26 protein-coding genes are annotated in these 23,710 nt (G+C 42.4%); 11 read left to right on the top strand and 15 right to left on the bottom strand.

Going from position 1 to position 23,710, the window contains the following annotated elements; all coding sequences use genetic code 11:
* Positions 1–168: 168 nt before the first annotated feature.
* Both KXD93_RS16300 and KXD93_RS16295 read right to left on the bottom strand, forming a co-directional pair.
* A complete protein-coding gene (locus KXD93_RS16300) occupies positions 169–2,073 on the bottom strand; it encodes a 7TM diverse intracellular signaling domain-containing protein (RefSeq protein ID WP_258138305.1) in 1,905 nt (634 codons plus the stop codon).
* Between the two features lie 224 nt (positions 2,074–2,297).
* Positions 2,298–3,530, bottom strand: coding sequence for a glycoside hydrolase family 5 protein (locus tag KXD93_RS16295; RefSeq protein ID WP_258138304.1), 1,233 nt, complete (start codon positions 3,528–3,530; stop codon positions 2,298–2,300).
* 209 nt (positions 3,531–3,739) lie between these two features.
* On the opposite strand from KXD93_RS16295, the gene modA reads away from it, so the two are divergent.
* From modA to KXD93_RS16280, 3 genes are all read left to right on the top strand, one after another.
* On the top strand, positions 3,740–4,486 hold the full coding sequence (gene modA / locus KXD93_RS16290) for a molybdate ABC transporter substrate-binding protein (protein ID WP_258138303.1): 747 nt from the start codon (positions 3,740–3,742) through the stop codon (positions 4,484–4,486).
* A gap of 176 nt (positions 4,487–4,662) precedes the next feature.
* Entirely contained in the window at positions 4,663–5,334 is a 672-nt protein-coding gene (gene modB / locus KXD93_RS16285; RefSeq protein ID WP_258138301.1) for a molybdate ABC transporter permease subunit, read from the top strand.
* A complete protein-coding gene (locus KXD93_RS16280) occupies positions 5,331–5,948 on the top strand; it encodes an ATP-binding cassette domain-containing protein (RefSeq protein ID WP_258138300.1) in 618 nt (205 codons plus the stop codon). The genes modB and KXD93_RS16280 overlap by 4 nt, the downstream gene beginning before the upstream one ends.
* 117 nt (positions 5,949–6,065) lie before the next feature.
* On the opposite strand, the gene KXD93_RS16275 is transcribed toward KXD93_RS16280, so the two are convergent.
* The 4 genes from KXD93_RS16275 to KXD93_RS16260 form a co-directional block, all read right to left on the bottom strand.
* On the bottom strand, positions 6,066–6,644 hold the full coding sequence (locus KXD93_RS16275; protein ID WP_258138298.1) for a peroxiredoxin-like family protein: 579 nt from the start codon (positions 6,642–6,644) through the stop codon (positions 6,066–6,068).
* 77 nt (positions 6,645–6,721) lie between these two features.
* A complete protein-coding gene (locus KXD93_RS16270) occupies positions 6,722–6,979 on the bottom strand; it encodes a hypothetical protein (RefSeq protein WP_258138297.1) in 258 nt (85 codons plus the stop codon).
* Positions 6,980–7,076: 97 nt separating this feature from the next.
* Positions 7,077–7,352, bottom strand: a complete 276-nt coding sequence (locus KXD93_RS16265) for a hypothetical protein (RefSeq protein WP_258138296.1) — start codon at positions 7,350–7,352, stop codon at positions 7,077–7,079.
* Between the two features lie 11 nt (positions 7,353–7,363).
* Complete coding sequence (locus tag KXD93_RS16260) at positions 7,364–7,924, bottom strand: sigma-70 family RNA polymerase sigma factor (RefSeq protein ID WP_258138295.1); 561 nt, start codon at positions 7,922–7,924, stop codon at positions 7,364–7,366.
* A 373-nt stretch (positions 7,925–8,297) separates the two neighbouring features.
* Here KXD93_RS16260 and KXD93_RS16255 point away from each other — a divergent pair, with 373 nt between their 5' ends.
* From KXD93_RS16255 to KXD93_RS16240, 4 genes are all read left to right on the top strand, one after another.
* Positions 8,298–9,101, top strand: a complete 804-nt coding sequence (locus KXD93_RS16255; RefSeq protein WP_258138294.1) for a DUF1223 domain-containing protein — start codon at positions 8,298–8,300, stop codon at positions 9,099–9,101.
* Between the two features lie 44 nt (positions 9,102–9,145).
* A complete protein-coding gene (locus tag KXD93_RS16250; RefSeq protein WP_258138292.1) occupies positions 9,146–9,820 on the top strand; it encodes a cytochrome b/b6 domain-containing protein in 675 nt (224 codons plus the stop codon).
* Positions 9,817–10,608 (top strand): molybdopterin-dependent oxidoreductase, encoded by a 792-nt coding sequence (locus KXD93_RS16245; protein ID WP_258138291.1) that lies wholly within the window; start codon positions 9,817–9,819, stop codon positions 10,606–10,608. Before KXD93_RS16250 ends, KXD93_RS16245 begins: the two co-directional genes overlap by 4 nt.
* 163 nt (positions 10,609–10,771) lie before the next feature.
* The gene (locus KXD93_RS16240; RefSeq protein WP_258138289.1) at positions 10,772–12,139 is read left to right on the top strand and encodes an MFS transporter; all 1,368 of its coding nucleotides are present in this window, start codon (positions 10,772–10,774) and stop codon (positions 12,137–12,139) included.
* Between the two features lie 59 nt (positions 12,140–12,198).
* Here KXD93_RS16240 and KXD93_RS16235 read toward each other — a convergent pair whose 3' ends face one another.
* Both KXD93_RS16235 and KXD93_RS16230 read right to left on the bottom strand, forming a co-directional pair.
* Positions 12,199–13,437 carry an SAM-dependent methyltransferase gene (locus KXD93_RS16235; RefSeq protein ID WP_258138288.1) on the bottom strand — a complete coding sequence of 413 codons (1,239 nt, stop codon included), beginning with the start codon at positions 13,435–13,437 and terminating at the stop codon, positions 12,199–12,201.
* An 85-nt stretch (positions 13,438–13,522) separates the two neighbouring features.
* Positions 13,523–14,317 (bottom strand): DUF1365 domain-containing protein, encoded by a 795-nt coding sequence (locus KXD93_RS16230; protein ID WP_258138286.1) that lies wholly within the window; start codon positions 14,315–14,317, stop codon positions 13,523–13,525.
* A 106-nt stretch (positions 14,318–14,423) separates the two neighbouring features.
* Between KXD93_RS16230 and KXD93_RS16225 the strand changes: the two genes are divergently transcribed.
* Both KXD93_RS16225 and KXD93_RS16220 read left to right on the top strand, forming a co-directional pair.
* A complete protein-coding gene (locus KXD93_RS16225; protein WP_258138285.1) occupies positions 14,424–14,783 on the top strand; it encodes a type II toxin-antitoxin system RelE/ParE family toxin in 360 nt (119 codons plus the stop codon).
* Positions 14,780–15,088, top strand: coding sequence for a helix-turn-helix domain-containing protein (locus KXD93_RS16220; protein ID WP_258138284.1), 309 nt, complete (start codon positions 14,780–14,782; stop codon positions 15,086–15,088). The genes KXD93_RS16225 and KXD93_RS16220 overlap by 4 nt, the downstream gene beginning before the upstream one ends.
* A gap of 14 nt (positions 15,089–15,102) precedes the next feature.
* Here the strand turns inward: KXD93_RS16220 and KXD93_RS16215 are convergent, their stop codons facing one another.
* From KXD93_RS16215 to KXD93_RS16185, 7 genes are all read right to left on the bottom strand, one after another.
* Positions 15,103–16,404, bottom strand: coding sequence for an NAD(P)/FAD-dependent oxidoreductase (locus tag KXD93_RS16215; protein WP_258138283.1), 1,302 nt, complete (start codon positions 16,402–16,404; stop codon positions 15,103–15,105).
* Positions 16,405–16,434: 30 nt separating this feature from the next.
* Positions 16,435–17,577 (bottom strand): alpha/beta hydrolase, encoded by a 1,143-nt coding sequence (locus KXD93_RS16210; protein WP_258138282.1) that lies wholly within the window; start codon positions 17,575–17,577, stop codon positions 16,435–16,437.
* Positions 17,578–17,636: 59 nt separating this feature from the next.
* Positions 17,637–18,671 (bottom strand): SAM-dependent methyltransferase, encoded by a 1,035-nt coding sequence (locus tag KXD93_RS16205; protein WP_258138281.1) that lies wholly within the window; start codon positions 18,669–18,671, stop codon positions 17,637–17,639.
* Between the two features lie 198 nt (positions 18,672–18,869).
* A complete protein-coding gene (locus KXD93_RS16200; RefSeq protein ID WP_258138280.1) occupies positions 18,870–19,664 on the bottom strand; it encodes a DUF1295 domain-containing protein in 795 nt (264 codons plus the stop codon).
* Complete coding sequence (locus tag KXD93_RS16195) at positions 19,657–19,992, bottom strand: DUF1475 family protein (RefSeq protein WP_258138278.1); 336 nt, start codon at positions 19,990–19,992, stop codon at positions 19,657–19,659. Before KXD93_RS16195 ends, KXD93_RS16200 begins: the two co-directional genes overlap by 8 nt.
* 111 nt (positions 19,993–20,103) lie before the next feature.
* Positions 20,104–20,643, bottom strand: coding sequence for a peroxiredoxin (locus tag KXD93_RS16190; RefSeq protein WP_258138277.1), 540 nt, complete (start codon positions 20,641–20,643; stop codon positions 20,104–20,106).
* A gap of 115 nt (positions 20,644–20,758) precedes the next feature.
* A complete protein-coding gene (locus tag KXD93_RS16185; RefSeq protein ID WP_258138276.1) occupies positions 20,759–21,634 on the bottom strand; it encodes a TIM barrel protein in 876 nt (291 codons plus the stop codon).
* Between the two features lie 341 nt (positions 21,635–21,975).
* Here KXD93_RS16185 and epsC point away from each other — a divergent pair, with 341 nt between their 5' ends.
* Positions 21,976–22,785 carry a serine O-acetyltransferase EpsC gene (gene epsC / locus KXD93_RS16180; RefSeq protein WP_258138275.1) on the top strand — a complete coding sequence of 270 codons (810 nt, stop codon included), beginning with the start codon at positions 21,976–21,978 and terminating at the stop codon, positions 22,783–22,785.
* A gap of 4 nt (positions 22,786–22,789) precedes the next feature.
* A complete protein-coding gene (gene cysM / locus KXD93_RS16175; RefSeq protein ID WP_258138274.1) occupies positions 22,790–23,662 on the top strand; it encodes a cysteine synthase CysM in 873 nt (290 codons plus the stop codon).
* Positions 23,663–23,710 lie beyond the last annotated feature (48 nt).

Raw genomic sequence — 23,710 nt, 5'->3', positions numbered from 1 at the left:
ACAAAAAGGGGCTTTAAAAAGCAGCAGGGCAGGTTTTTATATTTCGGCGGGATAATGTTGATACGCTTGCTTCACAGTTAATTTGGGTGGAGAGACCAGAGATTAGTTAAGAAAAAAGTTAAAAGGTAAGTTATCTGTATAAAACAACTAATCTCCAATCTCTGGTCTCTAATCACTATCGATCACCAACTTACTCCAGCCTTTATCGCCGGCGTTTTTGATCTCTTTCTTTTTGCTTTCCATCACCTTTTTAATGCGCGAGCTGTAGGCCCAGCAGGTGCTTTGTCGGATGGACAGGATCTCGGATAGTTTATGTGAAGAGATCTTCCCCTTGGTTGAGTACATCAGGAAGATCATATAGAAAGCTTTATTAATGGGGATACGTGTATTTTGCAGGATGGTATAGGCAATTACCGATTCCTCATAACCACATTTGGAGCACCTGCGGCTGTAAGGCAAATGCCCGTGTCCATAATGGGTATTGCTGCATTTGCGGCAGGCATAGCTGTTCGCCCATTTTAGATCGGAAAGGAATTTGAAGCAGGTTTCCCTGTCGGGATAGATCTTGCTGAACTCCTCAAAATCCACCTCGGCCGACATCACCCTGTTATGTGTTATCTTTTCAATATCGTGGTGCAGGGTAAGGTTATCGTTCTCGAGCAGCACGTTCATTCTCGAGATCTCTTCGGCTTGTTGCTTTAACAAAACATTAACCTCTTTTAGCTCGTTGTTTTGTTCCTCGATTAGGTTGGATTTTTCAACCAGTTCCCTGGTTCGTTCCTGTACCTGCGCCTCCAGGTTTTTATTTAAAGTATCCTTTAACTCCTCATTCAATTTAAGTTGCCTGATGATACGCAATTGAGCCTGTTCCTGTTGTTTCTTCAACAGGCGCACTTTATCGCCTATGGCAAATGAGATGAAAACCATCTCCATAATAAAGCAAATGCTCAGGCTGTAATAGGCGGTGGCTGTTACCGGTGGCCACCATAGGTTTAAGGCGATCATGGCTTTGATGACGAAGCCGGTGAGCAAAAAGGAATAGCCGATCACAAAAAAACGTGCTGCGCGGTAGCCCTTTACTAAAACGTAGCATCCGGCAAAGCAAGCCAGTGTAAGCGGCACAACCTCAATTATTTTATAACTGAACCAGTTTGGGTTTACAAAAAAGCACAACAGGAAATACACGCAGCGCAAGCCGATTATCCACCCCACAAGCTTATTTAATCGCGGTGCGGTAACCTTTAAGTTTAGCAGGCTTTGTGTAAACAACACGGAAAATATACTGGCTGAGAACAGGGCCACGCCGTAGGCATTATGGTTCCACATGGGTGAGCCGGGCCAAACATACTGGTAGGCAATGCCATCGGCGCACATTTCATAAAGGCCGATGCTGAGGTTGTAGGCAACATAATATAAATACTGTCGCTGCCGCATGGCAATAAACATCATCAGGTTATACAAACCAAATACCAGGATCATCCCATAAAAGATCCCGAAGAAAAAATATTCATCCAGCGCATAGGTGATAAACCAGTTTACCGAACGCAGCACCATAATAACGTTTACCGACTGGTGTGATTTTATCCGGATATAATAAACCTGGCTACCGCTTAAGTTGTTATTTATATTGAGACTGAAGTTTTTATGCTGGTAAAGGCGGGCGGAGAACGGCCTGCTGCTGCCTAATAAAGTAGCCGCATAATTATGGTTTTTATCGGGCGAATAAACGGCAATACTATCAATAGTCTGGTCAAAAAATTCAAGGATCCAGTTGTTTCTTGATTCGGGATTGGGGTTTACTTTTACACGGTACCAGTAAGCCGTGCCGGGGTCGGTGGTTACTGGGGTAGCTTGTTTACTGGCCTTGAATTTACCGGCAAATTCATCACTTTTAATTTTGTCGAATGTAAGCCGGCCATTTACATCCTCCAGGTAGTCAACTTCGCCGAACCTGAAAATATGTTGCTTTTCCTTATCGCGAATGTTAACGGCAACCTGGGCATTGGCTGCAGCAGTAACACCGGCCAAAAACAAACAAACAGGTATAAAAAATCCTAATAAAAATTTACTCATACGCACAGGTAGCTAATTTAAGCCTATTGCTTTATCCGTATTATATATTAGTTAACAATTGGTTTTTAACGGATTTGGTCCAGGTGAGCAATTATAATATTTTTCTTTTTTAAATCCTATTAAGTGTAGTTTGTACAATTAGGTATTTAAGCTTAAAGGCTAAAGCGAAAAGCCCACTTACGCGATATTCGCTTTCAGCTTTAGTCTTTTAGCTTTCTGCTCTTCTAAGGCGTTTTCAATCCAAGCGCTTCGATATAGCCCTTATTGGGCTTGCAGTTTTCAAATTTGCAGTTGTTTAAAAAGCCATAAAGAGCTTTTACCAGTTCCTCCCGATTTTCGGGGGCTGCCTTGCGGATGGCGGCAAAATCGGAGCGGGGCTGCTCGGTGTAGTCAATAACTTTTTCGTAATTGGCAGGCACGTCAAAAGTGATGATTCCGGCAGTATTATCCAGTTTTTTATACGGCCAGTAATGCCAGCCGATGTTGTTTTTCTCCAGTAAGATCCTGAAATCCTTTACCCACGGATCCTTGTTCTCACCGGTCTCGCCGCAATAAATAGGCACGTTGTATTTATCCCGGAAATCAACATAATCCTGGATCACATTTTGGGTTGGCTCTGTCCAGTACTTATGAAACTGGTAAACCAGCTTCGAATCAAACGGCGGGCCGAAGGGCTTAAAGTTGCTGTCCCACTGTGCACCGCCTAAAATGATGATATGGTTCTTATCAACCATACGGATTGATTTGGTGATATCTTTATAAAGCGGCTCAAGGTAAGGGTTAAAATCTTCAGCCTTAAAATAAGTGGCGATAGGTTCGTTAAGCAAATCATAACCCATAACCGTGGTTTCGTTGGCATAATGGGCAGCGATGCGGTGCCAAACACTAATAGCCAATTGCTGGCTTGCCTTGCTTTTAAACAGGAATGGATAACCAACACCATCATCAATATTATCGCCGGTTTGGCCTCCGGGAGCACAATGCATATCTAAAATAACATACAGGCCCTCCTTTTTGCACCAGCCGATGACCCTATCCAATAATTCAAACCCGCGGTTAGGGTTATTTTCGCCCATGTATGTTTCTGAGGTAAACAGGCGATAGTTGAAAGGGATCCGGATGGAGTTCATGCCCGATGCCTTTAGAAAGTGAATATCAGCGGCGGTGATGTAGGTGTCCTGGTATTGCTTCCAGAATGCTTTGATATCTTCGGGGCCTAATAATTCGGAAAGCGCCTGGTTGATGAGCTTGGGCGAGTTAACGCTTTTAAATTTAAACATATAACCCTCCGGTACCAGCCAGTTGCCGAGGTTCGTGCCCCGCATTAAGAAGGGTTTATTGTTTGGGCCGATGATCTCCTTACCCTTAACGGTAATGAACTTACCGGTTTGGGCCTTTAAGAATACAGGAGCTATAACCAGCAATAAAAAAGCGAATGTTTTACTTAATTTAGTCATGATAAACTGGAAATTGTAGTGATGTATATTGGTTTTACAAGCTAATATAGTGCTATTAACCATTAACATTTATATACATTTGAGCGAAGATTTTTGGGCAAAAAGTAATGCCGGAAATTTTGATACGCTTTAATAACAAGGTATCTTAATGCACTGTTAGCTATTTGCATAAAAATGGATAAAACGAAATACATCTAAATACCAATGCTATGAAACAAATAAAAATTTTATTTGTCGCCTGTTTTATAATGATTTCGCCTGTTTTTGGTCAGAATTTAAAGGTGGCGGTGGCTGCCAACCTGCAGGCGGTGATCAAAGTGCTGCAAAGTGATTTTAAGAGCAAAACGGGTATCACGATCGAACCGATCATCGGCTCATCAGGCAACCTTTCAACCCAGGTAAAAAATGGCGCACCTTATGATGTGTTTTTATCTGCCGATATGACCTTTCCTGAAATGCTGTTCAAGGATGGCTTTAGTGCAAAAAAGCCGGTTGTTTACGCACAGGGCAGCCTGATCATCTGCAGCAGCCAAAACATTGGCTTTGACAATTGGGAAAGGGTATTGCTTACCGAAAGGATTAAGAAAATAGCCATTGCAAATCCGGCTATTGCTCCATACGGCAAGGCGGCTGATGAAGCACTAAAGGCCAAGGGGATTCTTGATGATATTAAAAATAAAGTTGTAACCGGTGAAAGTATTACACAGATAAATACTTACATCACTACAGGTGTAGTTGAAGTTGGTTTTACAACCCAGGCTCTGGTTAAGGATCCTGCCGCTAAAACCATATTATACTGGAAGGTGATTAACCCTAAATTATACGCGCCGATAGAGCAGGGGATGGTGCTGCTAAAAAAAGGCGCTAATAACCCCGACGCGGAGAAGTTTTATCAATACATTTTAAGCCCTGCTGCAAAAGCTATTTTTGAAAAGTTTGGCTATAAGATTAATTAAAAGGTGGGTTTAAATAAGACGTCATTTATTTCGCAGGCCTTCGACTTCGACCTGCGCTATTTTGTATCGCCCCTTCAGGGCTTTGTGTTTTTGCCTGGAACCTGCTACGCCAGCCCTGAGAGGGCGAAATACCACAGCGCGGGTCGAAGGCCTGCGGTATATAAAATGGGTTTCAAATGGATCTAACCCCAATCTTTCTCACCCTCAAGCTATCAGCCATGACAACCTTATTGCTGCTGGTTGTCGGCTTGCCGTTAGCGTGGTGGTTGTCACGGGGGCGGTCACTTTTTAAGATGGTGCTGGAGGCAATTATTACCATGCCGCTGGTTTTGCCGCCATCGGTATTGGGGTTTTATTTGCTGCTGGCTTTTAGTCCGCAGCATGGTATTGGTAAATGGCTGCAGGATGTTTTTAATGTACAGTTCGTGTTTTCGTTTAAGGGCCTGGTGCTGGCATCTATTATTTACAGCATGCCCTTTATGATCGGGCCAATAAAATCAGCCTTGCAGCAATTGCCTGTTTCGCTTTCACAGGCGTCTTATAGTTTGGGTAAAACAAGGTGGCAAACGTTTATAAAAGTGCTTTTGCCGAATATAAAGCCTCCATTATTTACGGCCATTGTGCTAACGTTTGCACATACATTGGGCGAGTTCGGCGTAGTGCTGATGATCGGCGGTAATATTCCGGGTGTCACACGCGTTGCATCAATTGCCGTTTATGATTCTGTAGAGCAAATGGATTATCATACGGCCAATATTTACTCACTTATTCTTTTTGCCATAACTTTTGTGTTGGTTATCGGCGTGTTTGTGTTTAATAAGTACCGTTTAAAAAGCCCGTTGGAATGATCAGCATCGATATAGAAAAAAAACTAAAGGCCTACAAAGGGCAGCAGGTTTTGCGGGTAAGGCAGCAATTTCCAACGGGAAGCATTACCAAAATCTACGGGCCGTCAGGTGCCGGGAAAACCACGCTTTTAAAAACTATCGCCGGGTTTAATAATCCTGAAAAAGGCAAAATAGTGGTGAACAGTATTACCTGGTTTGATGCCGATGCTAAAATAAATCTGCCGCCGCAAAAACGGATGTGCGGGTTTGTATTCCAGGATTATGCGCTATTCCCCAATATGAATGTGCTGCAGCATTTGGAGTATGCAACACAGGATAGGCTATGGATAAACAGGCTAATGGTCATTGGCAAACTGGAGCCATTTGCAGATCACAAACCGGAGTACCTTTCGGGGGGGCAGCAACAGCGGCTGGCTATTTTAAGAGCGTTAGCGACAAAGCCGAAAATATTGCTGATGGATGAACCTTTTTCGGCTCTTGATCCGGAAATTAAATCGACCCTGATTGCTGAATTGAGGGAGATTTTTGAGGAGTTGAAAACGACTGTTTTAATAGTAACCCACAATCCGCAGGAGCTGGATGGGATAACTGATCGGGAACTTAAAATAAAATAAGTGACACTAATTATCATGAATTAGTGTCGAATTTCATGAATTGTTAAAACATTTAATTCACGTCAATTTGTGAGATCCATGTTTCTTCAATTCGTGAAATTCGTGTCAATTCTGGTTTTATAGTACGGCAGCTATTGAACTGATAGACGCCCGCTTTGTATAATCCTTATCAAACTGTACAAATACAATTTTTCCGGAACTATTGATCACATAAGTAGCAGGTACCGGCAACACATGATCAGTATTACCATTGTTTTTTTCCAGGTCGACACCATAGCCCTTTAATTTAGAATAAAGGTTTGCATCAACTGTGTATTTAACATCATAAGCTTTCATAATCTTATAACCAGCGTCCTGTACTATAGAGAAGGAAGCATGTGTTTTTTCAACGGTTTTGTTGATATTATCGCCGGTCTCGGGCGTTACGCCAATCACGTAGGCATCTTTTGAGGTAAGTAACTGCAATGAATCCTGAAGTTGCTGAATATGTTTATTGCAATACGGACACCATTGTCCGCGATAAAAGAAAAGCACTACCGATTTGTGCTGTTTAAGCAATGCCTTCAAATCAAGAACTTTTCCGGAATTGTCTTTAGCGGTAAATTCCGGGGCCTGCACTCCTGTTTTTAGCCCGGTTTGCGCCATGATTTGTAAGCTGAAAAGTAGTGATGCGGCTATTAGTATATATATTTTCATAATTGAATTACCAGGTGATTAAACAATAAAAAAGGGGCGGGCAGGAGAAGCTCCACCCACCCCAATAAAACAAACACTTACATTTTGCCAGAAGAGTCCTTCTTCATTTTATCCATCTTCTTGTCCATTTTCATCTTGTCCTTCGACATTTTGTCCATTTTCTTTTTCTCCATCTTGTCCATCTTCTTGTCCATTTTCATTTTGTTCATTTTGCCGGTATCGCTAAGGGCAATGGTGTTTGCTGAAGAATGATTAATTGTCTTTGCCTGGCTGCTTAAAGAAAGACATGCTACAATGGCAGTTGCTAAAACTGCGCCCGAAATAAATGATTTCATAATTTGTTTTTTAGTTTTTACTGTTATTTCCCCTTTAGTCGGGAGGCGACAGTTAACCTTACAAACTATTTTAAATAAATCGAATGATTTCGTTCTCCTAATTTTTATTCAGTTCTTCCTCAATCCTGTCCTGCAATTCCTTTTTAAACCCATCATCAAGTTTTGCATTACGCTGCATCGAGCTGCGAAATAACTCCTGCACCATTTCATTGATTACCCGGCTTTGTTTTTTGTAGATGCGGCAAAATGAGCAGCCATACAAATGGATCCTCAATTCAATGGCTTCCCTAAATGAGATTTTACCCATCGATTTCTTTTCTATCAGGAATGTAGCCTGTTTACAGTTATATATAACTCTTTTCAAATAGCTCATAACTTTAAAATTTAAATCCAATTTTTTTGAAGACAGGCCCTAAGATTTAACTTGGCGCGATGAATGATCACCCAAAAGTTAGCCTGTGTTACCCTTAACTCTGTACAAATCGTCTCGGTAGGTTCCTCGTCAATGTGCTTCATTGTAAATACCGACATCCACAAGGCAGGCAGCTTCTGTAAACATCGCTGCATGATACGCTCAAACTCCTTGCTCACCAGGGCATCCTTATCCTCGATACCAAATTCCTTTGGACAGTTATTTATCCAATGCCCGTCGTCAGCATTAAAAAAATCGCTTTGCTCATCTTCCGCTTCCCTTATGTCGCTGGTTCTTAGTCCCGACGACTTTTTGCGGTAGGTATCAATTATTTTATTTTTAAGGATAGCCGTAAGCCACGTGCGCTCTGAGCTTTTACCAGCAAAGCCTTCCACTTTTTGGAGGGCTGCTAAAAAAGTTTCCTGCACAAGGTCCTTCGCCAGCTCATCGTCGTTGATTCGCGTTATGGCAAAGTTGTAAAGATAGTCGGCGTGCGCCGTGACCCATTTATGCGGGTGTAGTTGGTGATCCATATTGATTTGACACTAATGTTCACGAATTAATTCGAAGTACACGAATTTAAATCTGCTTGTTTGCTTAGTCGCTGACAAATAGAAAACCTTACATTAAAAATAAAAATCGGCACGAATTGCTGCGAATTAAATCGAATTTCACGAATTGATATTACACTAATTTATTCTAATTCACACGAATTTCACTAATTTTTGACGGCAGGGAGAATTCGCGCCAATTAGTCTCATTCGTGAAATTCGAGTCTTTCTTGTACAAGTTAGTACAAGTTGATTCATTGGTGATTATAAAAATAAAAAAATCTAGATTTATTGTAAGGAATCAAAAAGTCATCCGACTAACCCAGAAAATCGTAAATACTAAAACAACATAAAAATGAAAACAGTAAAGATCTTTAGCCTTGTAGCCGTGCTTTTCGCAGTGGCTTTGGCATCGGCAGCTTTTATTAATAATCGTAACATAAGGAAACCAATCGCTGATAATAAAGGCTTCGCAGTGATTGAGCTGTTCACGTCTGAGGGATGTTCCAGTTGCCCGCCCGCAGATGCGTTAGTTGCCAAAATTCAACAGGAAAGCAAAGATAAGCCGGTTTACATTTTAGCGTATCATGTTGACTATTGGGACCGGCTGGGCTGGAAGGATCAATTCAGCAGTGCTGATTTTTCAAAAAGGCAATATGAATATACAACGTATTTAAAAACGCAGGGCCCCTATACACCACAGATAGTCGTAAACGGCAAAACAGAATTTGTTGGCTCGCAGGAAGGTACATTGCGTGATGCAATTGGTAAGGCGCTGAAAAAAAATTCAGACACCCAGATCAGCCTTAATGTTGCTGCCACCAATTCAAAGCAGGCCGAGCTTAAATATACCTTGAGCGGTGGGGATAAAAACACTGTATTGGAAGTAGCAGTAGTAGAGAAGGCTGCCACCTCAAAAGTGGCCAGCGGCGAAAATGGGGGCCGAACTTTGTCGCACGTTCAAATTGTTCGTTCATTGCAGCAGGTGGCTTTGTCAGATGCAGCAGGTTCGGCTACAATTTCGCTACCTGCGGGCTTTGATGCCAAAAGTTGGGAGATCATCGGTTTTTTACAAAACAGGAAGAGCGGAGCAATAACCGGGGCAACCAAGGCTACCCTGCCTGCCGGTACGAATCCAACCGCCGCCGTGAAAAATTAGAAATAGATTTTATTTAGCTAACTTCACGGTATTTGCGTAGCACTATGAAAACCATCAAAGAAAAACATTCTTTCGTTATGCGGTGGACACATTGGGTTAACTTCCCGATCCTCGCCATCATGATCTGGAGCGGTATGCTCATCTATTGGGCGAATGACGAATATAAGATCACCATTTTTGGGCATACATTTTTTCGTTTTTTTCCTGACTGGTTTTATCATGCTCTGAAAATCCCATATCATTTATCGGAAGGAATGCAGTTTCATTTCCTGTTCATGTGGTTCTTTACACTAAATGGCATCCTCTACATTTTGTATACGATCATCTCTGGTGATTGGCGTGAGCTGGTACCCAAAAAGAACTCGTTTAAGGAGGCATGGTTTGTATTACTGCATGATCTGCATATCCGGAAAATGGCGCCGCCGCAAAAAAAATATAATGCTGCACAACGAATAGCTTACACTGCCATCATATTTATGGGCCTTGGTTCGGTAGTAACGGGACTGGCCATTTATAAGCCGGTTCAATTTTATTATCTAACGTGGATTTGCGGTGGGTATCATTTTGCACGTGTGCTGCATTTTGCCTTAACGATTGGCTATGTTCTGTTTTTCGTGATCCATATCGTACAGGTTGTTATAGCCGGATGGAATAATTTCCGGTCCGTTATATCTGGATTTGAAGTAGTGAATGAGACCCCTAAAACTGTTAAGAAATGAGCGCACCGGAGAAGAAATCAAAAAAAGAGCTCACTATTGAGCAAAAGATAAACAGGCGCAATTTTATCTCGTTTGCCAGTTTTACCGTGCTGGCAGCAGGTGCATTTGAGGGCTGGCGCTGGCTTTATAAGTCGCCGGAGGAGGCCGCCGGAGGGATAACAGCAGGGGCACGCGTACCGTTGAGGAGGGCACTTAATCAAACGGAATTGATTTTCAGGCGGGTTTTTAGTCCCAACCATTTGGTTAAAACGTACCCAAAATCAATGGCCGCCAAACACGTAAGGGTTAACAGCGATATTGGCGTTGAAGCCGCCAAAAAGTTTGATCCGGCGACGTGGACCTTAAAGGTGATTAAAAAGGGCGGTGAGGTTTTACAAATCACCTTGCAGGAATTAATGGCGCTGCCTAAAACCGAGATAGTTTATGATTTTAAATGTGTTGAAGGCTGGGACCAGATCTCGCACTGGGGCGGCGTAAAGTTCAGCGATTTTATTAAACATTTTCAGCTGGATGAATATACTAAGATGGAATATGTTGGGATGGAAACACCCGATAAAACCTATTATTTAGGCTTAGATATGCCCAGCGCCATGCACCCGCAAACCATGCTGGCCTACGAAATGAATGATAAGCTATTGCCTTTGGAACACGGTGCCCCTTTGCGCCTCATCATTCCGGTTAAGTATGGCATAAAAAACATAAAACGGATAGGCACCATATCGTTCAGCAATAACCGACCAAAGGACTACTGGGCCGAACGTGGGTATGATTATTATTCGGGGCTATAAGGGAAGGCTGAAATCTGAAAAGGCGAAAGGCAGGAAAGTATACTCCAGGGGTGAAAGACGCTAAATAATCTCGTTCTTAAACAGTTTGGCAGATATTTTCACCGAATACACAAATCAAATTCGTTAAAACCGTAATAATTTGTGTAATTCGTGTTAAATAGATATGCCGGTTGCCAAACTGCCCTTTAATAAACAAATAGCTTATGCCTGCGGGATGATAGGGTGGAGCATCATGACCAATATTATTATTGTGATGCTGCCTTATTTCTACCTGCCACCGTCAAATTCAGGTCTTATGCCGTTTGTTCCGCAGTTGCTTTTGTTTGGCGTGTTGAATATTATGTCGGTTATTGCTGCATCGGGTCGGTTGGTTGATGCCGTGTTTGATCCGTTTATCGCTTCATTAAGTGACAAGAGTAATAATAAGAAAGGCCGTCGCATTCCATTTATGAAATGGGCCATTTTACCTGCAATTATTTTTTGCGGATTAACCTTTTGCCCGCTTGTAAAAGCTGAAAGTATCCACAACGCCATATGGCTTGCGTTTACGCTTATTTTCTTTTTTATGAGCGTAACAACCTATATCATTCCGTATAACGCCCTGCTGCCCGAACTTACCAGCACGGCTGCCGAAAAAGTTAAGCTTTCGTCATTCCAGCAGGTAGGCTTTGTAATCGGTATTATAATTGGTGCATTGGTAAATAACTTTGCCGACCTGGTACAAAGCAGTTTTCACATAACTAATCGCGACACGGCAGTTCAGTACACCATTTGGGGGCTTTGCGTTTTTGCGGGTTTAATTATGCTGATTCCGGTGTTTGCTATCGACGAGAAAAAGTATTCTGAGAGCAAGCCATCACACTTGCCAATTTTACCCGCCATTCGTAAAACGTTCAGTCAGCCTAATTTTAAGTATTACCTGATCTCCGATTTTTCGTTTTATATGGCGCTGAGCATTATATCCAGCGGGCTGTTATTTTTTATCACCGTACTGCTGCACTTGCCAGAATCCATGGGCGGACTATTGATGGGGGTAATGGTGCTGGTTTCACTTTGGTTTTATCCGCTTATTAATTACCTGTCGAAAAGGAACGGGAAAAAGCCAATTGTGCTGTTCTCCTTTGGGTTATTGAGCCTGATATTTGCGATGATATTCTTTTTGGGCAAGCTCCCGTTACCGCCAAAGGTACAGGTGTATGCTTTGGTGATCTGTGCATCATTCCCGTTAGCTTCACTGGGGATCTTGCCTAATGCCATTCTTGCTGAAATTGCTGAAACAGATGCCATCGAAACGGGTGAAAACCGGGAGGGAATGTTCTTTGCCGTAAAGTACCTGTTTGTAAAGCTCGGTCAAACTTTGGGGATTGCCTTATTTGCATTCTTAACGGTTTATGGAAAGGACCCCGGGCATGATTTCGGCTTAAGGCTTAACGGCATTTGCGGATTTGCACTTTGCCTGGTTGCCTTTATTTTCTTTACACGTTTCAGAGAGAAGAAGCCGGGGTTGGGAAAAGTTGGCAATAGACAGTGAGCAGTTGGCAGTCAGTCGACTTTGAACTTCTGCAAACTGTAAACCGGTAACTGCAAACTTTAACGGCTAGTATTGTTCGGCCTTGAGTAAACCAAATGCATCACATTGATATTTCTCATCATAAAGGCGGCCTCACAATAGCACAGGTAATAATTCCATTTGCGAATGAAGGTATCATCAAAACCCAATGATCTTACTTTTGACAGGTTTGCATTAAATGCGTCATGCCACAGCTTTAGGGTTTTGCCATAATCAAGGCCGATATCCTTTAAATCAACCATAGTCAAATCGCCGGTGCGGTTTACTGATTTGTTGATAGCGCCTACCGATGGCAGTAACGAACCGGGGAAAATATGCTTTTGGATCCAGTCCACTCCCTTCCTCAAACTATCGAACCTGGAATCAGGCGAGGTGATCACCTGGATGGCGAGAATACCGTTCCTTTTCAATAAGTCATGGCATTTTTTAAAGTAAACATCCATAAACTTATAACCTACAGCCTCCAGCATTTCAACAGATACGATCTTATCAAATGAGCCTTCCATCAATCGATAGTCCTTTAATTCGATGTTTACTTTATGGCTAAGCCCGGCTGCTTCAACACGCTCAACAGCCATTTTGTACTGCTCTTCTGATATGGTTAATGAGGTTACCTTACAACCGTAATTCTTAGCCATGTAAATGGCATTGCCTCCCCAGCCGGTACCTATTTCCAATACGTGGTCTGACGGCCGCAGGTGTAATTGTCGGCATAACCGGTCGTACTTGGCAAGTTGTGCTTCTTCTAAACTTAAGCCATCCCTGAAAAAGTAGGCACTGGAATAGGTCATGGTAGGATCGAGGAAGCTGGCGAAGAAATCGTTATTCAGATCGTAATGTGCGGAAATATTTTTGCGCGATCCTTCAACTGTATTTGCTCTCTTAAAATGGGTTACCTTATTGTATAATTTAAGGAGGTTGAGCGACAATGCCTGCACTTTACTGCCCGAAATACCGGGTGCGTTATCAATATTGTGCAATACCCAGTTAATAACGTTGGTAATGTTATCGGTGTCCCATAAGCCATCTACATAAGCTTCGCCAAAACCAATATCGCCGTATAAAATGATGCGTTTGTAAAACTCAGCATCGTTAATAAAAATGTTTGCCGTGATATTGCCTTCGCCATCGCCGATAACAATTTCTTCGCCAGTAGGCAGGGTAAGAAACAAGGTGCCCTTGTTCATTTTACTCAATACTTTAATAACCAGTTCCTGGTAAAAGCTGCCTTTTTTAGCGAGTGTAATTGTGTTAGCCATGGCTCAAACTGTATGCAAATTTTGGTATAGTTATATGTACGTAAAATAATTGGTCGAAAGTTTTATCAATATACGAAGTTTGTAATTAATTGTAGGGTCGGTAAACTTCTTTTTGCAGTTGCATATTGTCGCCTTTTTTATGATAGTGGATTTTCTTCAACCACAACTTCAACGCCTGCCAGTGTATCAGCACTATCACCTTTAGCGTAATAAGCGGAAAACTGAAAAAGTAGAGCAGTAGATTTGAATCTGTCAGGGGCTTTCTTTCGCCGCTTAATGTGCTGATGAAAAAACGCTTGCCCTCCTTGTCATAGTCGTCTATTTTTAGTTGTAGCTTTTCGCCTGGAATTTGGAGGTCGAAATCGAAATTGGTATCCATATCAATGAACGGAGACACATAAAAGTATTTTTCCGTATTTAATTTGAAGCTGTTATCCTGCTTTGTAGCGGCTCCTAAAAAATAGGGCTTCATTTCCAGGAAGGTATTACAAACTTCAACAATTGAGCAAGCAGGTTGGTTTTGCTCATCATAACAAAAGTAAAACGACACCGGGTTAAACTGGTAGCCAAAGGTGCAAAGATTGGTTAGTACCATTATCCTGCCGTTACCAATTTGAACGCCGTTTGTATGCAAATAATCAGTAATGTGTTTGCGGATTTTTTTTGATTGATCCGGATTTTCTCTTGGCAACTGCAAATGGTCCTTATCCCGAAAGTTGAAAAGGTTGAACCGGTTGCGGCTCATGAATTTTAGTTTTTTGTCCAGCGTATCAATCTCATCCAGGTCCAGGTAAAACATAAACACGTCGTAATGAAACCGGTGAACCTTCGGCGCCAAACGGTTGTGCATTACGCGGGCTTTGTATAGGCAGGAATTCATAATGTAAGTTACGAAAATTAATAAGGGAGGGATGTAAAAGATAATTATAGAACGCAATGTTTCGTTAAAGGGAAACTTTTATTATCTTTGTTAGAGAGTTTTCTAAATGAACAAACTTTTTGATATTATATTTTTAGATGATGTTTTTGAGTTTCTAAAGAATCTTGATAAGAAGCATTCAGAGAAGATACTTTACAATATCCGTAAAGCGCAAATAGAACAAGATCATGATCTGTTCAAAAAACTTGATAATGATATTTGGGAGTTTAGAACCCTTTTTCAGGGATTACAATATCGCTTGCTTGCATTTTGGGATAAAACTGACGCAAAAAGCACTTTGGTTGTTTCCACTCATGGTTTTATAAAAAAGCGGAGTAAAGTCCCGGACAACGAAATTCAGAAAGCTAAACAATTACGGAATAAATATCTAAAGGATAAACAGTCAATTAATAAGAAAGAGAAATGAAAACATATACTTTAGACCAGGTTCAAGACGAAGTTATCGGGAAAATTGGCACACAAACCCGGGATAAGTTTGAGTATGAATTGCAAATGGATCTTATTGGAAAGGCGATTAAACAAACACGTATAGAGCAAAAGTTGACCCAAGAGGAACTTGGTAAGCTGATTGGCGTTCAAAAAGCTCAAATTTCAAGAATTGAGAGTAATGCAAGCAATGTTACCATCGGCACTTTAATGCGTGTGTTTACCGCTTTAAAAGCCAAAATTACTTTTCAAGTAGAGTTGCAACACTTGAATATTAATATATAAGTATTCAGGAAAGATCATTTATAAATCTCCTTCTCCAATAATTTCGAACACAACTGCACCGCACTTGCAAAGGCATCTTCATGAAAGCCATACTTAAAATAACTACCACAGAAGTACACGGGGCCGGTTTCATTTAGCTTGTGTAATTCTACCTGGGCGTTTATGGCAGGTACGTCAAACAGCGGGTGATCATAATCAAGCTCTTTAATGATCTTGCTTTCATCCAGTCCGTCATGCGGATTTATGGAAACGAAGTAGTCCTTTTTGTCTGATACGCCCTGCAGCTTATTCATCCAGTAGATGGTAGTAGGTGTAAGTTTGCCATCCTGCATTTTTATGCTGTAGTTCCAGCTGCTCCAGGCTAGTTTGGCTTTTGGCATAATGCTACTGTCGGTATGCAACACAGCTTTGTTGTATTGATATTTAAAGTTTGATAACAGCCTTTGCTCTTCGCCGGTTGGATTATCCAGCATGGCTAAAGCCTGGTCGCCGTGAGATGCGATGATCACCCGATCAAAAACTTCCTGTGAGCCATCCGATGCGTGAACGGTTACCGTCCCATTTTCACGGCTTATTTTTACAGCTTTGCGGTTCACGTGGATCTTATCCTTAAAAGGTTTGATCAAAATTTCGCGGTAGGCCTGGCTCCCTTTTTCAAGGGTATACCATTGGTGCTGGGTATCCAATCCTAAAAATCCATGGTTCAGGAAAAAACGGATCAGCGTTACCGCCGGGAAATCGAGCATCTGCTCCATCGGGGTCGACCATACCGCCGAGCTCATTGGCACCAAATACTTCCACAACATTTCCTCCCCAAAACCAAACTCTTTTATGTATTGCCCGATGGAATAATTGGCATATTGAAGATCGTCAACGATCTTCACACTTTCTTTATTAAACCTGCCGATCTGCTGCAGCATTTTAATGTATTTCAGGTTGAAGATGTTTTTCCGCTGGGCAAACAAATGGTTAACGCTCGACCCGCTGTATTCCAGTCCGCTGGGTTTGTGCTGCACACTGAAAGACATGTCGGTTTTCTTGATCGGCGCTTTTATCTCATCAAACAGCTTGCAAAGGTTGGGGTAGGTTTGAAAATTAAATACCATAAACCCGGTATCGACATACACGGGCTTGCCTTCTTCATCAACGGTTACCGTATTGGTATGGCCGCCCACGTAATCGTTCTGCTCGTAAATGGTAAGGTCGGTTTGTTTGTGCAAAAAATGCGCACAGCCCATCCCGGCAATTCCAGTCCCTATAATCGCTGTTTTGCCCCCTTGCCCCCTAAAGGGGGAATCAATTTCGAGTTTATTCATCAGTATTTATCTTTTCTTTATACTCCCCCTTTAGGGGGCTGGGGGGCTTGTTACAATCTTTAAAAAAGTTTCAACCGCATAAGTTGATAATTCACCGCCCGGGCCGTTTAAATTATAATCGAACCCGTGGGTTGCCCAGGGTAATTTTAACCAGTAATGCTTAATGTCGTTTTGCTGCAGTTTTAAATTCAGGCGGCGGCTGTGCTCTGGTGCTACCAGCACATCGTTGGTTCCATGGATCAACAATGTAGGTACGGATCGCTTGTTTACAAATTCCAAAGGTGAGCACGCAATATATTTCCCGGGCACTTTACTGTACGACCCGCCGATGTAATCCTCCATCACCTTTCGTGAATCCATTATCAGCGGATTTGACGGGATAGAATATCCCCAAACCATATCGGCAGGGCCGTAAAAATCAACTACGCCTTTCAAGCCGGGTTCATGAATCGTATATGCTGCAAGCAAGGCTATCTGCGCACCGGCAGAGCGGCCCAGCAAAACAAAATTAGTTGTGTCGATTTTCAATTCGGCGGCATGTTGTTTCAAGTAATTAATACATGCCTGAACGTCTTCCACCGGTGCAGGCGTTTGATATTTTGGAGCCATGCGATAATTGATGGCAGCAACGTTGTACCCCTTGGCAGCAAGATCGCTGTTAAGCTCCGGCAGTTGCTTACTGTCGCCGCCTGCCCATGAACCGCCATGAACAACTATAATACATGGCCGGGTTTTACCGGCGATCTGCGCCGGGTAGAAGTCAAGTGCTAAAGACGTGTCGTTATACTTTACATAGGTTAAAGTGTGATAAGCAATATCTTTAGTGCTTTTAAAAAGATTTAAAAAACTGAAGGGTGGCCTGCTCGCCGGGAAGGCAGTTTCTGAACCCGGGAAGGCGTGTGTCATATCTTCTTTAACATCCTTAGCAACCCAATATGCCCTTACAATTGGCGAAAGGAAAATGGCCATAGTGACAATCCCTAATATGGTACCTGCCAGCTGATATTTTTGAACCCAAAAGCCCGTGGCGGTTATAAATAATGTTATCCCGGCAAACAACAACGGAAATTCCGTTACACCTATAGCCAGCAGCCACAAATAATAGGCAGGTGCCTTTAAAAAGCTTAGCAGGGAAATAAGGAAAAAAATTACAATAAGATAAAAGCGGATCATTTTTAAACTGTTATGTAAACACAATTTTTGCGTTTACTACGAATGATGTGCGTGTTTTGTTATGGCTTTGTTTTATGAAATAAATAATGACTTACAATCCATTCGTTACCGTCGTTATAGTTCCACAACTCGGCGCAGGCCATATAAAATAAACGCCAGTAAACCCACCATTTTGTTGCCTGGTCTTTACCGTAAGTTTCTTCAAAAAGCGGGATGATCTCAGCTTTGCGGCTGTCCATATTTTTAAGCCAGGCCTCGGATGTTTTGCCATAATGGGTGCCGTTAACGTGCCAGTGTTTTTCAACAACCAGGTCATCGTTAAAATAAAACATCAGGTCGTCGCTTGGCATTATACCGCCGGTAAAAAAGTATTTGCTCATCCAGTCGGTTTCATCAATCACCTCAAACAGGTAGGCATATTCCTTATGGGTAAAAATATGGATGAACAATTTGCCACCTGGCTTCAGGAACCCTGCCACCTTTTTCATCAGCAGTGTATAGTTGCGCATGTGCTCAAACATCTCCACCGATACCACCCTGTCAAACTTGTCTTCAATTTTAAAGGTGTTCATATCGGCGGTTATCACCGTTAAATTGGTAATGCCGCGCTGTTTGGCTTGTTCGTCGATGTGTATTTTTTGGGTAGATGAGTTTGATACTGCCTTAAAAGTGCTGCCCGGAAATTTTGCAGCCATATACAGGGATAATGATCCCCAGCCACAACCCAGCTCCAACACCTGCTGCCCGTTTTGCAGATCTGCCCGTTGGCACGTTAGCTCCAGCATGTCGTCTTCGGCCTGGTCAAGCTCCGTTACGCCAGGTTTGTAATAACAACTGGAATATTTAAGATTTTTGCCCAGGCAGTACTGGTAAAATTGGGTCGGTACCTCGTAGTGTTGCTGGTTAGCATCGGCTGTATTTACCGCGATTGGCGAGGCTTTTAACTTATCTATCAAAGCCATCAGGTGGGCCTGTTGTGCTTCTACGCCGCCTTTATTCTCGTCATCAAGCCTTTGCTTTAATAATTTACGGATGCCCTGCCTCAATAAAAAATCAGGGACCTTGTTTTGTTCTATTAGTTTATCGTACCACATTTAGTAAGCCCGGACTTTAGTTTTTATTGTGATTATTATGTTTTAGTGAGTTTACGTTTTTTAGACGATGATGGATTGTGAAAAGTGAAATTTTTAGAGCCGTGAGGAGTAAGAGCCAGGAAGCAAGAACCAAGAGTCAAGAAAAAATGGCCATCTCCATTTCTTAATATTCCATATTCTATCTTGATTCTTGACTCTTTATTCTTTTCTAAACCATGGCACAAACACGCTCACTTGCTGCTGATATTTTTTAAAGGCTTCACCTTTAGTGCGTAAAGATTGTTGCTCTGTCATCGGAATCCCGGTTACCTTCAACAACAGGTATAGAATTATAGCAGGGCTGACAATGGCTATATAACCATAAGGAGAACCCAACGCAAATACAAAATAGGAGAACCACATCAGCCATTCAAAAAAGTAGTTTGGGTGCCGCGAATAACCCCAGAGGCCGGTATCGCAAACTTTGCCTTTATTGGCAGGATTTTTTTTGAAATTTGCCAGTTGCTGATCGGCGGTGGCTTCGCCCAATACACTTATCAGCCATAAACCTGCGCCCGCATATTCCAGCGGCGAAAGTTCGGGGCTGGTATTAAGTGCTGAGATAAAAAATGGGATAGCCAGCAATACATTTGATGCGGCCTGCATCTGGAAAAAGCCGGCCATTTTTGGCTCCGCATTGGCGCCCCATTCCTTGCGGATCTGGGCATAACGGGGCTCTTCTTCATGCAGATGTTTAAATATCCTGATAGCCAGGTGTGTTCCCAAACGCGCACCGGCAATTATTACCATGCTGCAAAGCAGCAGCCTGCGGGTTTCAAAGCCTGGTGCCAGCAGTAGTAATATTATGGCGATAACCGGGAAGTTGTATGACCAAAAGATATCCACCACACCCGCATTTTTTATCTTGTACGACCACAGCCATACAAAAAACATAATAACACAGCAGGCAATCAAGCTATAAATTACCAGCGAATAAATTGAGTGACTATCCATTTTGTTTACCGAAAAGCTCTTTTAATCCTTCATTTGGTTTAAGCCTGAAAAGCTGAATGAGCACGTAGGCGCAGCTGGCTATACTGCCTAAAGCTACTAATAAAACAAGCCAAACTATTTTCAGCGCTAAATATTTTTCCTTGTGGCATACCCATAAAAATATAACGGTTACGTTGGCGTAAAAATCCCAAAGGGTGGCCCGCATCCAGGGTATCGACCCTAAAAAGTCCCACTCCTTAAACAGGTTGCTATTGATGCTGGTATTTATTACCTGGTAACACATCCATACGAACAGGATGCTGAAGAATATTTTGAGTGCGGAGATCATTGATGGGGGTTGTAAAGGTTGTAGTTGTTGTAAATGTTGTAAGCGTTATTGAAGTTGTCTTCCTCATCTTTCGGACTTTACTGACTTTTCCGACTTCCGGACTCAATAAAACTATTTATGCGCCTTTATAAAAGCCAATGCGTCATCAGCATGTTTTTTGCCCTGCATCATGGCTTCATAAGCGAAAACCACTTTGCCATGCAGATCGATCACAAAGGTTTCGCGGCCTGTCATGAACATTTTATTCTTTACGCCAAACAGGTGATACACTTTATTATCCGGATCGCTCAATAACGTGAATGGTAATTTATAATGCTCAGCAAAGCTTTTATGGCTGGCAACTGTACCACCGTTTATGCCGATCACTTTTGCGCCTGCTTTGGTAAAATCATCAAAGCTATCCCTAAACTGGCAGGCCTCCTTTGTACAAACCATGCTTTCATCCTTAGGATAAAAGTAGATCACCAAATAGTGTTTGCCTACGTAATCGGCGCTATTAAAGGCTTTTCCGCTTTGATCTGTTAACGTGAATGATGGCATTTTATCGCCAACAACCAATGTTTTTTGTTCCGCCTGTGCCTTTGCATTGGTAAAAAACATAACAGAAAGCAGCGCGGAAAGGATTAAACCCGGGATGAATTTATTTTTCATAAACTAATTTACGAGATGGTTAGGCATAACGATTTTATAAATCTAATTTTTTTTGCACACAAAAAAACCGGACGCTTTATTTGAATGCCCGGTTTCTTATATGATTGTTCATTTGCTACACTAAGTTCTTTTTTATGTAGGTAATGCTTTGCGTAATGCTATCATATGGGCTACCCGGACAAACATCCTGCTCAACAAAAAAGTATTTCATACCTGCTTTTTTTGCATGTGTAAAAATCTTTTTAAAGTCGATAACGCCATTACCTACTTCGGTAAACATGCGTTTTTCTGTTTTGTCCATATCCTTAACGTGCCATAGCGGGAACCGGCCAGGGTGCTCATTTATTAAGGCGATAGGGTCCTGGTTGGCTTTGGTTACCCAGTAAAGGTCCATTTCCATTTTTACAAGATCCTTGTCGGTTACTGAAAGCAAAGTTTCGTAAGGGTACTTGCCGTTTTCCTGTATAAATTCAAAGTCGTGGTTATGATAGCAAAGCTGGATGCCCGCTTTTTTACAGATCTCGCCGGCGGTATTCAAATTGCCACCGATCTTTTTATAATGCTCAAGGGTGCCCCTTTCAGATGGAGAAAGCCAGGCGCATACCATATATTTTACGCCTAAGGCGGCGGCGTCATCTACGGCTTTTTGCCAATCATTCAGGATGGTGCCTTTCATGCTTGCATCATCCTCACCCAGGCGGTAGTGGCAGCTCGGTATTACCAGGCCATTATCTTTTAAAACCTGTGCAAATTTTGGCGCATCCATGCCGTAAAATTTCTCGCTGCCCGTATAGGTGGCGCCCTCAACAGAGGTATAGCCTATTTGTGCAACTTTAGCCAGCGCAGCTACCGGATCAGCTCCCATAGCGTCGCGAACGGTGTATAATTGCAGGCCGATGTATTTTTTGTCGTATGCAAATAAATGCGGGGCCACTAACAATCCGGCCGAAAGCATAGCCGAAGTTTTGAGAAATGATCTTCTGGTACTCATTGGTTTAAAAATTGGTGATGCTAAATATAGTGTTAAAATGACACATTGGGAATAGTTGATTAGAGATTTGTTGTGAAGATAGTTAATTAGAGATTTGTGAGTAGAGATTAGGTAAAAGCAAAAGCCAGCTCAAAAAACGCTAATTTCCTAACTAATCGCTAGTCTCTAGCCTGTGGTCACTATCCCTAATCTCTGATTAACTGGTCTCTAATCTCTAATATTTACAAACCAACAACAATATTTTATATAAACTTGTAACATTTATATCTATTAAACCTATAGTTTTAGGGCGATAATTAAATGGCGTTTAAAACGTCTTAATAATTAGTAACCGGTAACCAATGATTAACGAATTTTACAGGCAGATTTTTGACAAACATAAAAATGTTGAGGCGGTGCCTTCTAACGATGAAATTACTGCCTGGGCCCTGCAGGTAATCCGCCTTTTGTTTCCTGAACAATCCAAACAGGAGTTTAAGACTGTTGATGAGCTGAAGCACGAGTTTAAAAAACTTGAGAACGAATTGTTCCTGATCATGAACGCAACACAGGTTTGCGAAGATTGTAATAATGAACAGATCAGCAAGACGTTTTTTGAAAACCTGCCCGTAATTTACCAATTGCTGAATACAGATATCCAGGAGATTTTTGAGGGAGATCCCGCCGCGCGTACGGAGTTTGAGGTGATTCGTACTTATCCGGGTTTTTTTGCGATATCATTTTATCGCCTGGCAAATAGTTTATATAAACATAATGTGCCGCTGTTGCCCCGGATCCTTACGGAGTTTGCTCACTCAAAAACCGGGATAGACATTCATCCCGCTGCCGAAATAGGCGAATATTTCCACATAGACCATGGCACCGGGATAGTTATAGGTGAAAGCTGCATTATCGGTAAACATGTGAAGTTGTACCAGGGTGTTACTTTGGGTGCATTAAGCGTTTCGAAAAACATGGCCTTTACCAAGCGGCACCCTACGGTGGAAGATCATGTGGTGATTTATTCGGGCGCCACTATCTTGGGTGGCGAGACAATCATTGGCCATCACAGCACTATCGGTGGAAACGTGTGGATAACAAAAAGCGTGCGGCCAAATTCGACAGTTTATCATAAGCCTGCGCTTATTGTACTCAATAAAAATAAAGAATAAAATTATGGCTGGTTTAATTGATTTGATAGGCAACACGCCTATGGCCGAAATACAACGACTAAACCCTAATCCCAACGTTCGCATTTTTGCGAAGCTGGAGGGAAACAACCCTGGCGGTAGCGTAAAGGACAGGGCTGCGTTAAATATGATAAAAAGCGCTTTGGAGCGTGGTGATATAAAAAAGGGAACCAAGCTGGTTGAAGCTACCAGCGGCAATACAGGCATAGCCCTGGCTATGATTGCCAGCTTGTACGGGTTGGAAATTGAGCTGGTGATGCCATCCAACTCCACTCGCGAACGCACCCTTACCATGGAGGCCTTCGGAGCAAAAGTAACCCTGCTGGAGGGGATTGAGCTGTGCCGCGATTATGCCGAGGAAAGAGGCGCAAGCGGCGAATACTTTTTATTGAACCAATTTGCTAACCCGGATAACTACCTGGCCCATTATAAAACTACCGGGCCAGAGATCTGGCGCGATACCGAAGGGCAGATCACACACTTTGTTAGCGCCATGGGAACAACGGGTACCATAATGGGCAATTCCAGGTATTTTAAGGAAATAAACCCTGAGATCCAGATCATAGGCTGCCAACCAACCGAGGGCTCATCTATTCCCGGCATCCGCAGGTGGCCGGTTGAATATCTCCCTAAAATATTTGAACCGGAGCGGGTAGACCGGGTGTTGGATATCTCCGAAGCAGAATCTGTACAAATGGCACGTCGACTGGCAAGGGAAGAGGGAATTTTTGCGGGCATGAGCAGTGGTGGAGCAATGGCAGGAGCGATAAAACTTGCACAGGAACTTACCGAAGGCACCATCGTTTTTATCTGCTGCGACAGAGGCGACCGTTATTTGAGTAGCGAACTTTTCGGGTAGAAGCTACCGAAAGTTAAACAATCCGTTTAAAAACATGTTAAGCCATAA

The organism is Mucilaginibacter phenanthrenivorans (genome assembly GCF_024721155.1).
Classification (GTDB): domain Bacteria; phylum Bacteroidota; class Bacteroidia; order Sphingobacteriales; family Sphingobacteriaceae; genus Mucilaginibacter; species Mucilaginibacter phenanthrenivorans.
This window is presented reverse-complemented; position numbering and strand designations above follow the sequence as displayed.

What these genes read in the sequence shown, in the direction of transcription:
- KXD93_RS16280 (WP_258138300.1), top strand. Translation starts at nt 5,331, where the DNA reads ATGATCAGCATCGATATAGAAAAAAAACTAAAGGCCTACAAAGGGCAG.
- modB (WP_258138301.1), top strand. Translation starts at nt 4,663, where the DNA reads ATGGATCTAACCCCAATCTTTCTCACCCTCAAGCTATCAGCCATGACA.
- KXD93_RS16245 (WP_258138291.1), top strand. Translation starts at nt 9,817, where the DNA reads ATGAGCGCACCGGAGAAGAAATCAAAAAAAGAGCTCACTATTGAGCAA.
- KXD93_RS16260 (WP_258138295.1), bottom strand. Translation starts at nt 7,924, where the DNA reads ATGGATCACCAACTACACCCGCATAAATGGGTCACGGCGCACGCCGAC.
- KXD93_RS16190 (WP_258138277.1), bottom strand. Translation starts at nt 20,643, where the DNA reads ATGAAAAATAAATTCATCCCGGGTTTAATCCTTTCCGCGCTGCTTTCT.
- KXD93_RS16200 (WP_258138280.1), bottom strand. Translation starts at nt 19,664, where the DNA reads ATGGATAGTCACTCAATTTATTCGCTGGTAATTTATAGCTTGATTGCC.
- KXD93_RS16225 (WP_258138285.1), top strand. Translation starts at nt 14,424, where the DNA reads ATGAACAAACTTTTTGATATTATATTTTTAGATGATGTTTTTGAGTTT.
- cysM (WP_258138274.1), top strand. Translation starts at nt 22,790, where the DNA reads ATGGCTGGTTTAATTGATTTGATAGGCAACACGCCTATGGCCGAAATA.
- KXD93_RS16220 (WP_258138284.1), top strand. Translation starts at nt 14,780, where the DNA reads ATGAAAACATATACTTTAGACCAGGTTCAAGACGAAGTTATCGGGAAA.
- KXD93_RS16250 (WP_258138292.1), top strand. Translation starts at nt 9,146, where the DNA reads ATGAAAACCATCAAAGAAAAACATTCTTTCGTTATGCGGTGGACACAT.
- KXD93_RS16240 (WP_258138289.1), top strand. Translation starts at nt 10,772, where the DNA reads ATGCCGGTTGCCAAACTGCCCTTTAATAAACAAATAGCTTATGCCTGC.
- KXD93_RS16185 (WP_258138276.1), bottom strand. Translation starts at nt 21,634, where the DNA reads ATGAGTACCAGAAGATCATTTCTCAAAACTTCGGCTATGCTTTCGGCC.
- KXD93_RS16295 (WP_258138304.1), bottom strand. Translation starts at nt 3,530, where the DNA reads ATGACTAAATTAAGTAAAACATTCGCTTTTTTATTGCTGGTTATAGCT.
- KXD93_RS16210 (WP_258138282.1), bottom strand. Translation starts at nt 17,577, where the DNA reads ATGATCCGCTTTTATCTTATTGTAATTTTTTTCCTTATTTCCCTGCTA.
- KXD93_RS16270 (WP_258138297.1), bottom strand. Translation starts at nt 6,979, where the DNA reads ATGAAATCATTTATTTCGGGCGCAGTTTTAGCAACTGCCATTGTAGCA.
- KXD93_RS16215 (WP_258138283.1), bottom strand. Translation starts at nt 16,404, where the DNA reads ATGAATAAACTCGAAATTGATTCCCCCTTTAGGGGGCAAGGGGGCAAA.
- KXD93_RS16265 (WP_258138296.1), bottom strand. Translation starts at nt 7,352, where the DNA reads ATGAGCTATTTGAAAAGAGTTATATATAACTGTAAACAGGCTACATTC.
- KXD93_RS16205 (WP_258138281.1), bottom strand. Translation starts at nt 18,671, where the DNA reads ATGTGGTACGATAAACTAATAGAACAAAACAAGGTCCCTGATTTTTTA.
- epsC (WP_258138275.1), top strand. Translation starts at nt 21,976, where the DNA reads ATGATTAACGAATTTTACAGGCAGATTTTTGACAAACATAAAAATGTT.
- KXD93_RS16195 (WP_258138278.1), bottom strand. Translation starts at nt 19,992, where the DNA reads ATGATCTCCGCACTCAAAATATTCTTCAGCATCCTGTTCGTATGGATG.
- KXD93_RS16275 (WP_258138298.1), bottom strand. Translation starts at nt 6,644, where the DNA reads ATGAAAATATATATACTAATAGCCGCATCACTACTTTTCAGCTTACAA.
- KXD93_RS16300 (WP_258138305.1), bottom strand. Translation starts at nt 2,073, where the DNA reads ATGAGTAAATTTTTATTAGGATTTTTTATACCTGTTTGTTTGTTTTTG.
- modA (WP_258138303.1), top strand. Translation starts at nt 3,740, where the DNA reads ATGAAACAAATAAAAATTTTATTTGTCGCCTGTTTTATAATGATTTCG.
- KXD93_RS16255 (WP_258138294.1), top strand. Translation starts at nt 8,298, where the DNA reads ATGAAAACAGTAAAGATCTTTAGCCTTGTAGCCGTGCTTTTCGCAGTG.
- KXD93_RS16230 (WP_258138286.1), bottom strand. Translation starts at nt 14,317, where the DNA reads ATGAATTCCTGCCTATACAAAGCCCGCGTAATGCACAACCGTTTGGCG.
- KXD93_RS16235 (WP_258138288.1), bottom strand. Translation starts at nt 13,437, where the DNA reads ATGGCTAACACAATTACACTCGCTAAAAAAGGCAGCTTTTACCAGGAA.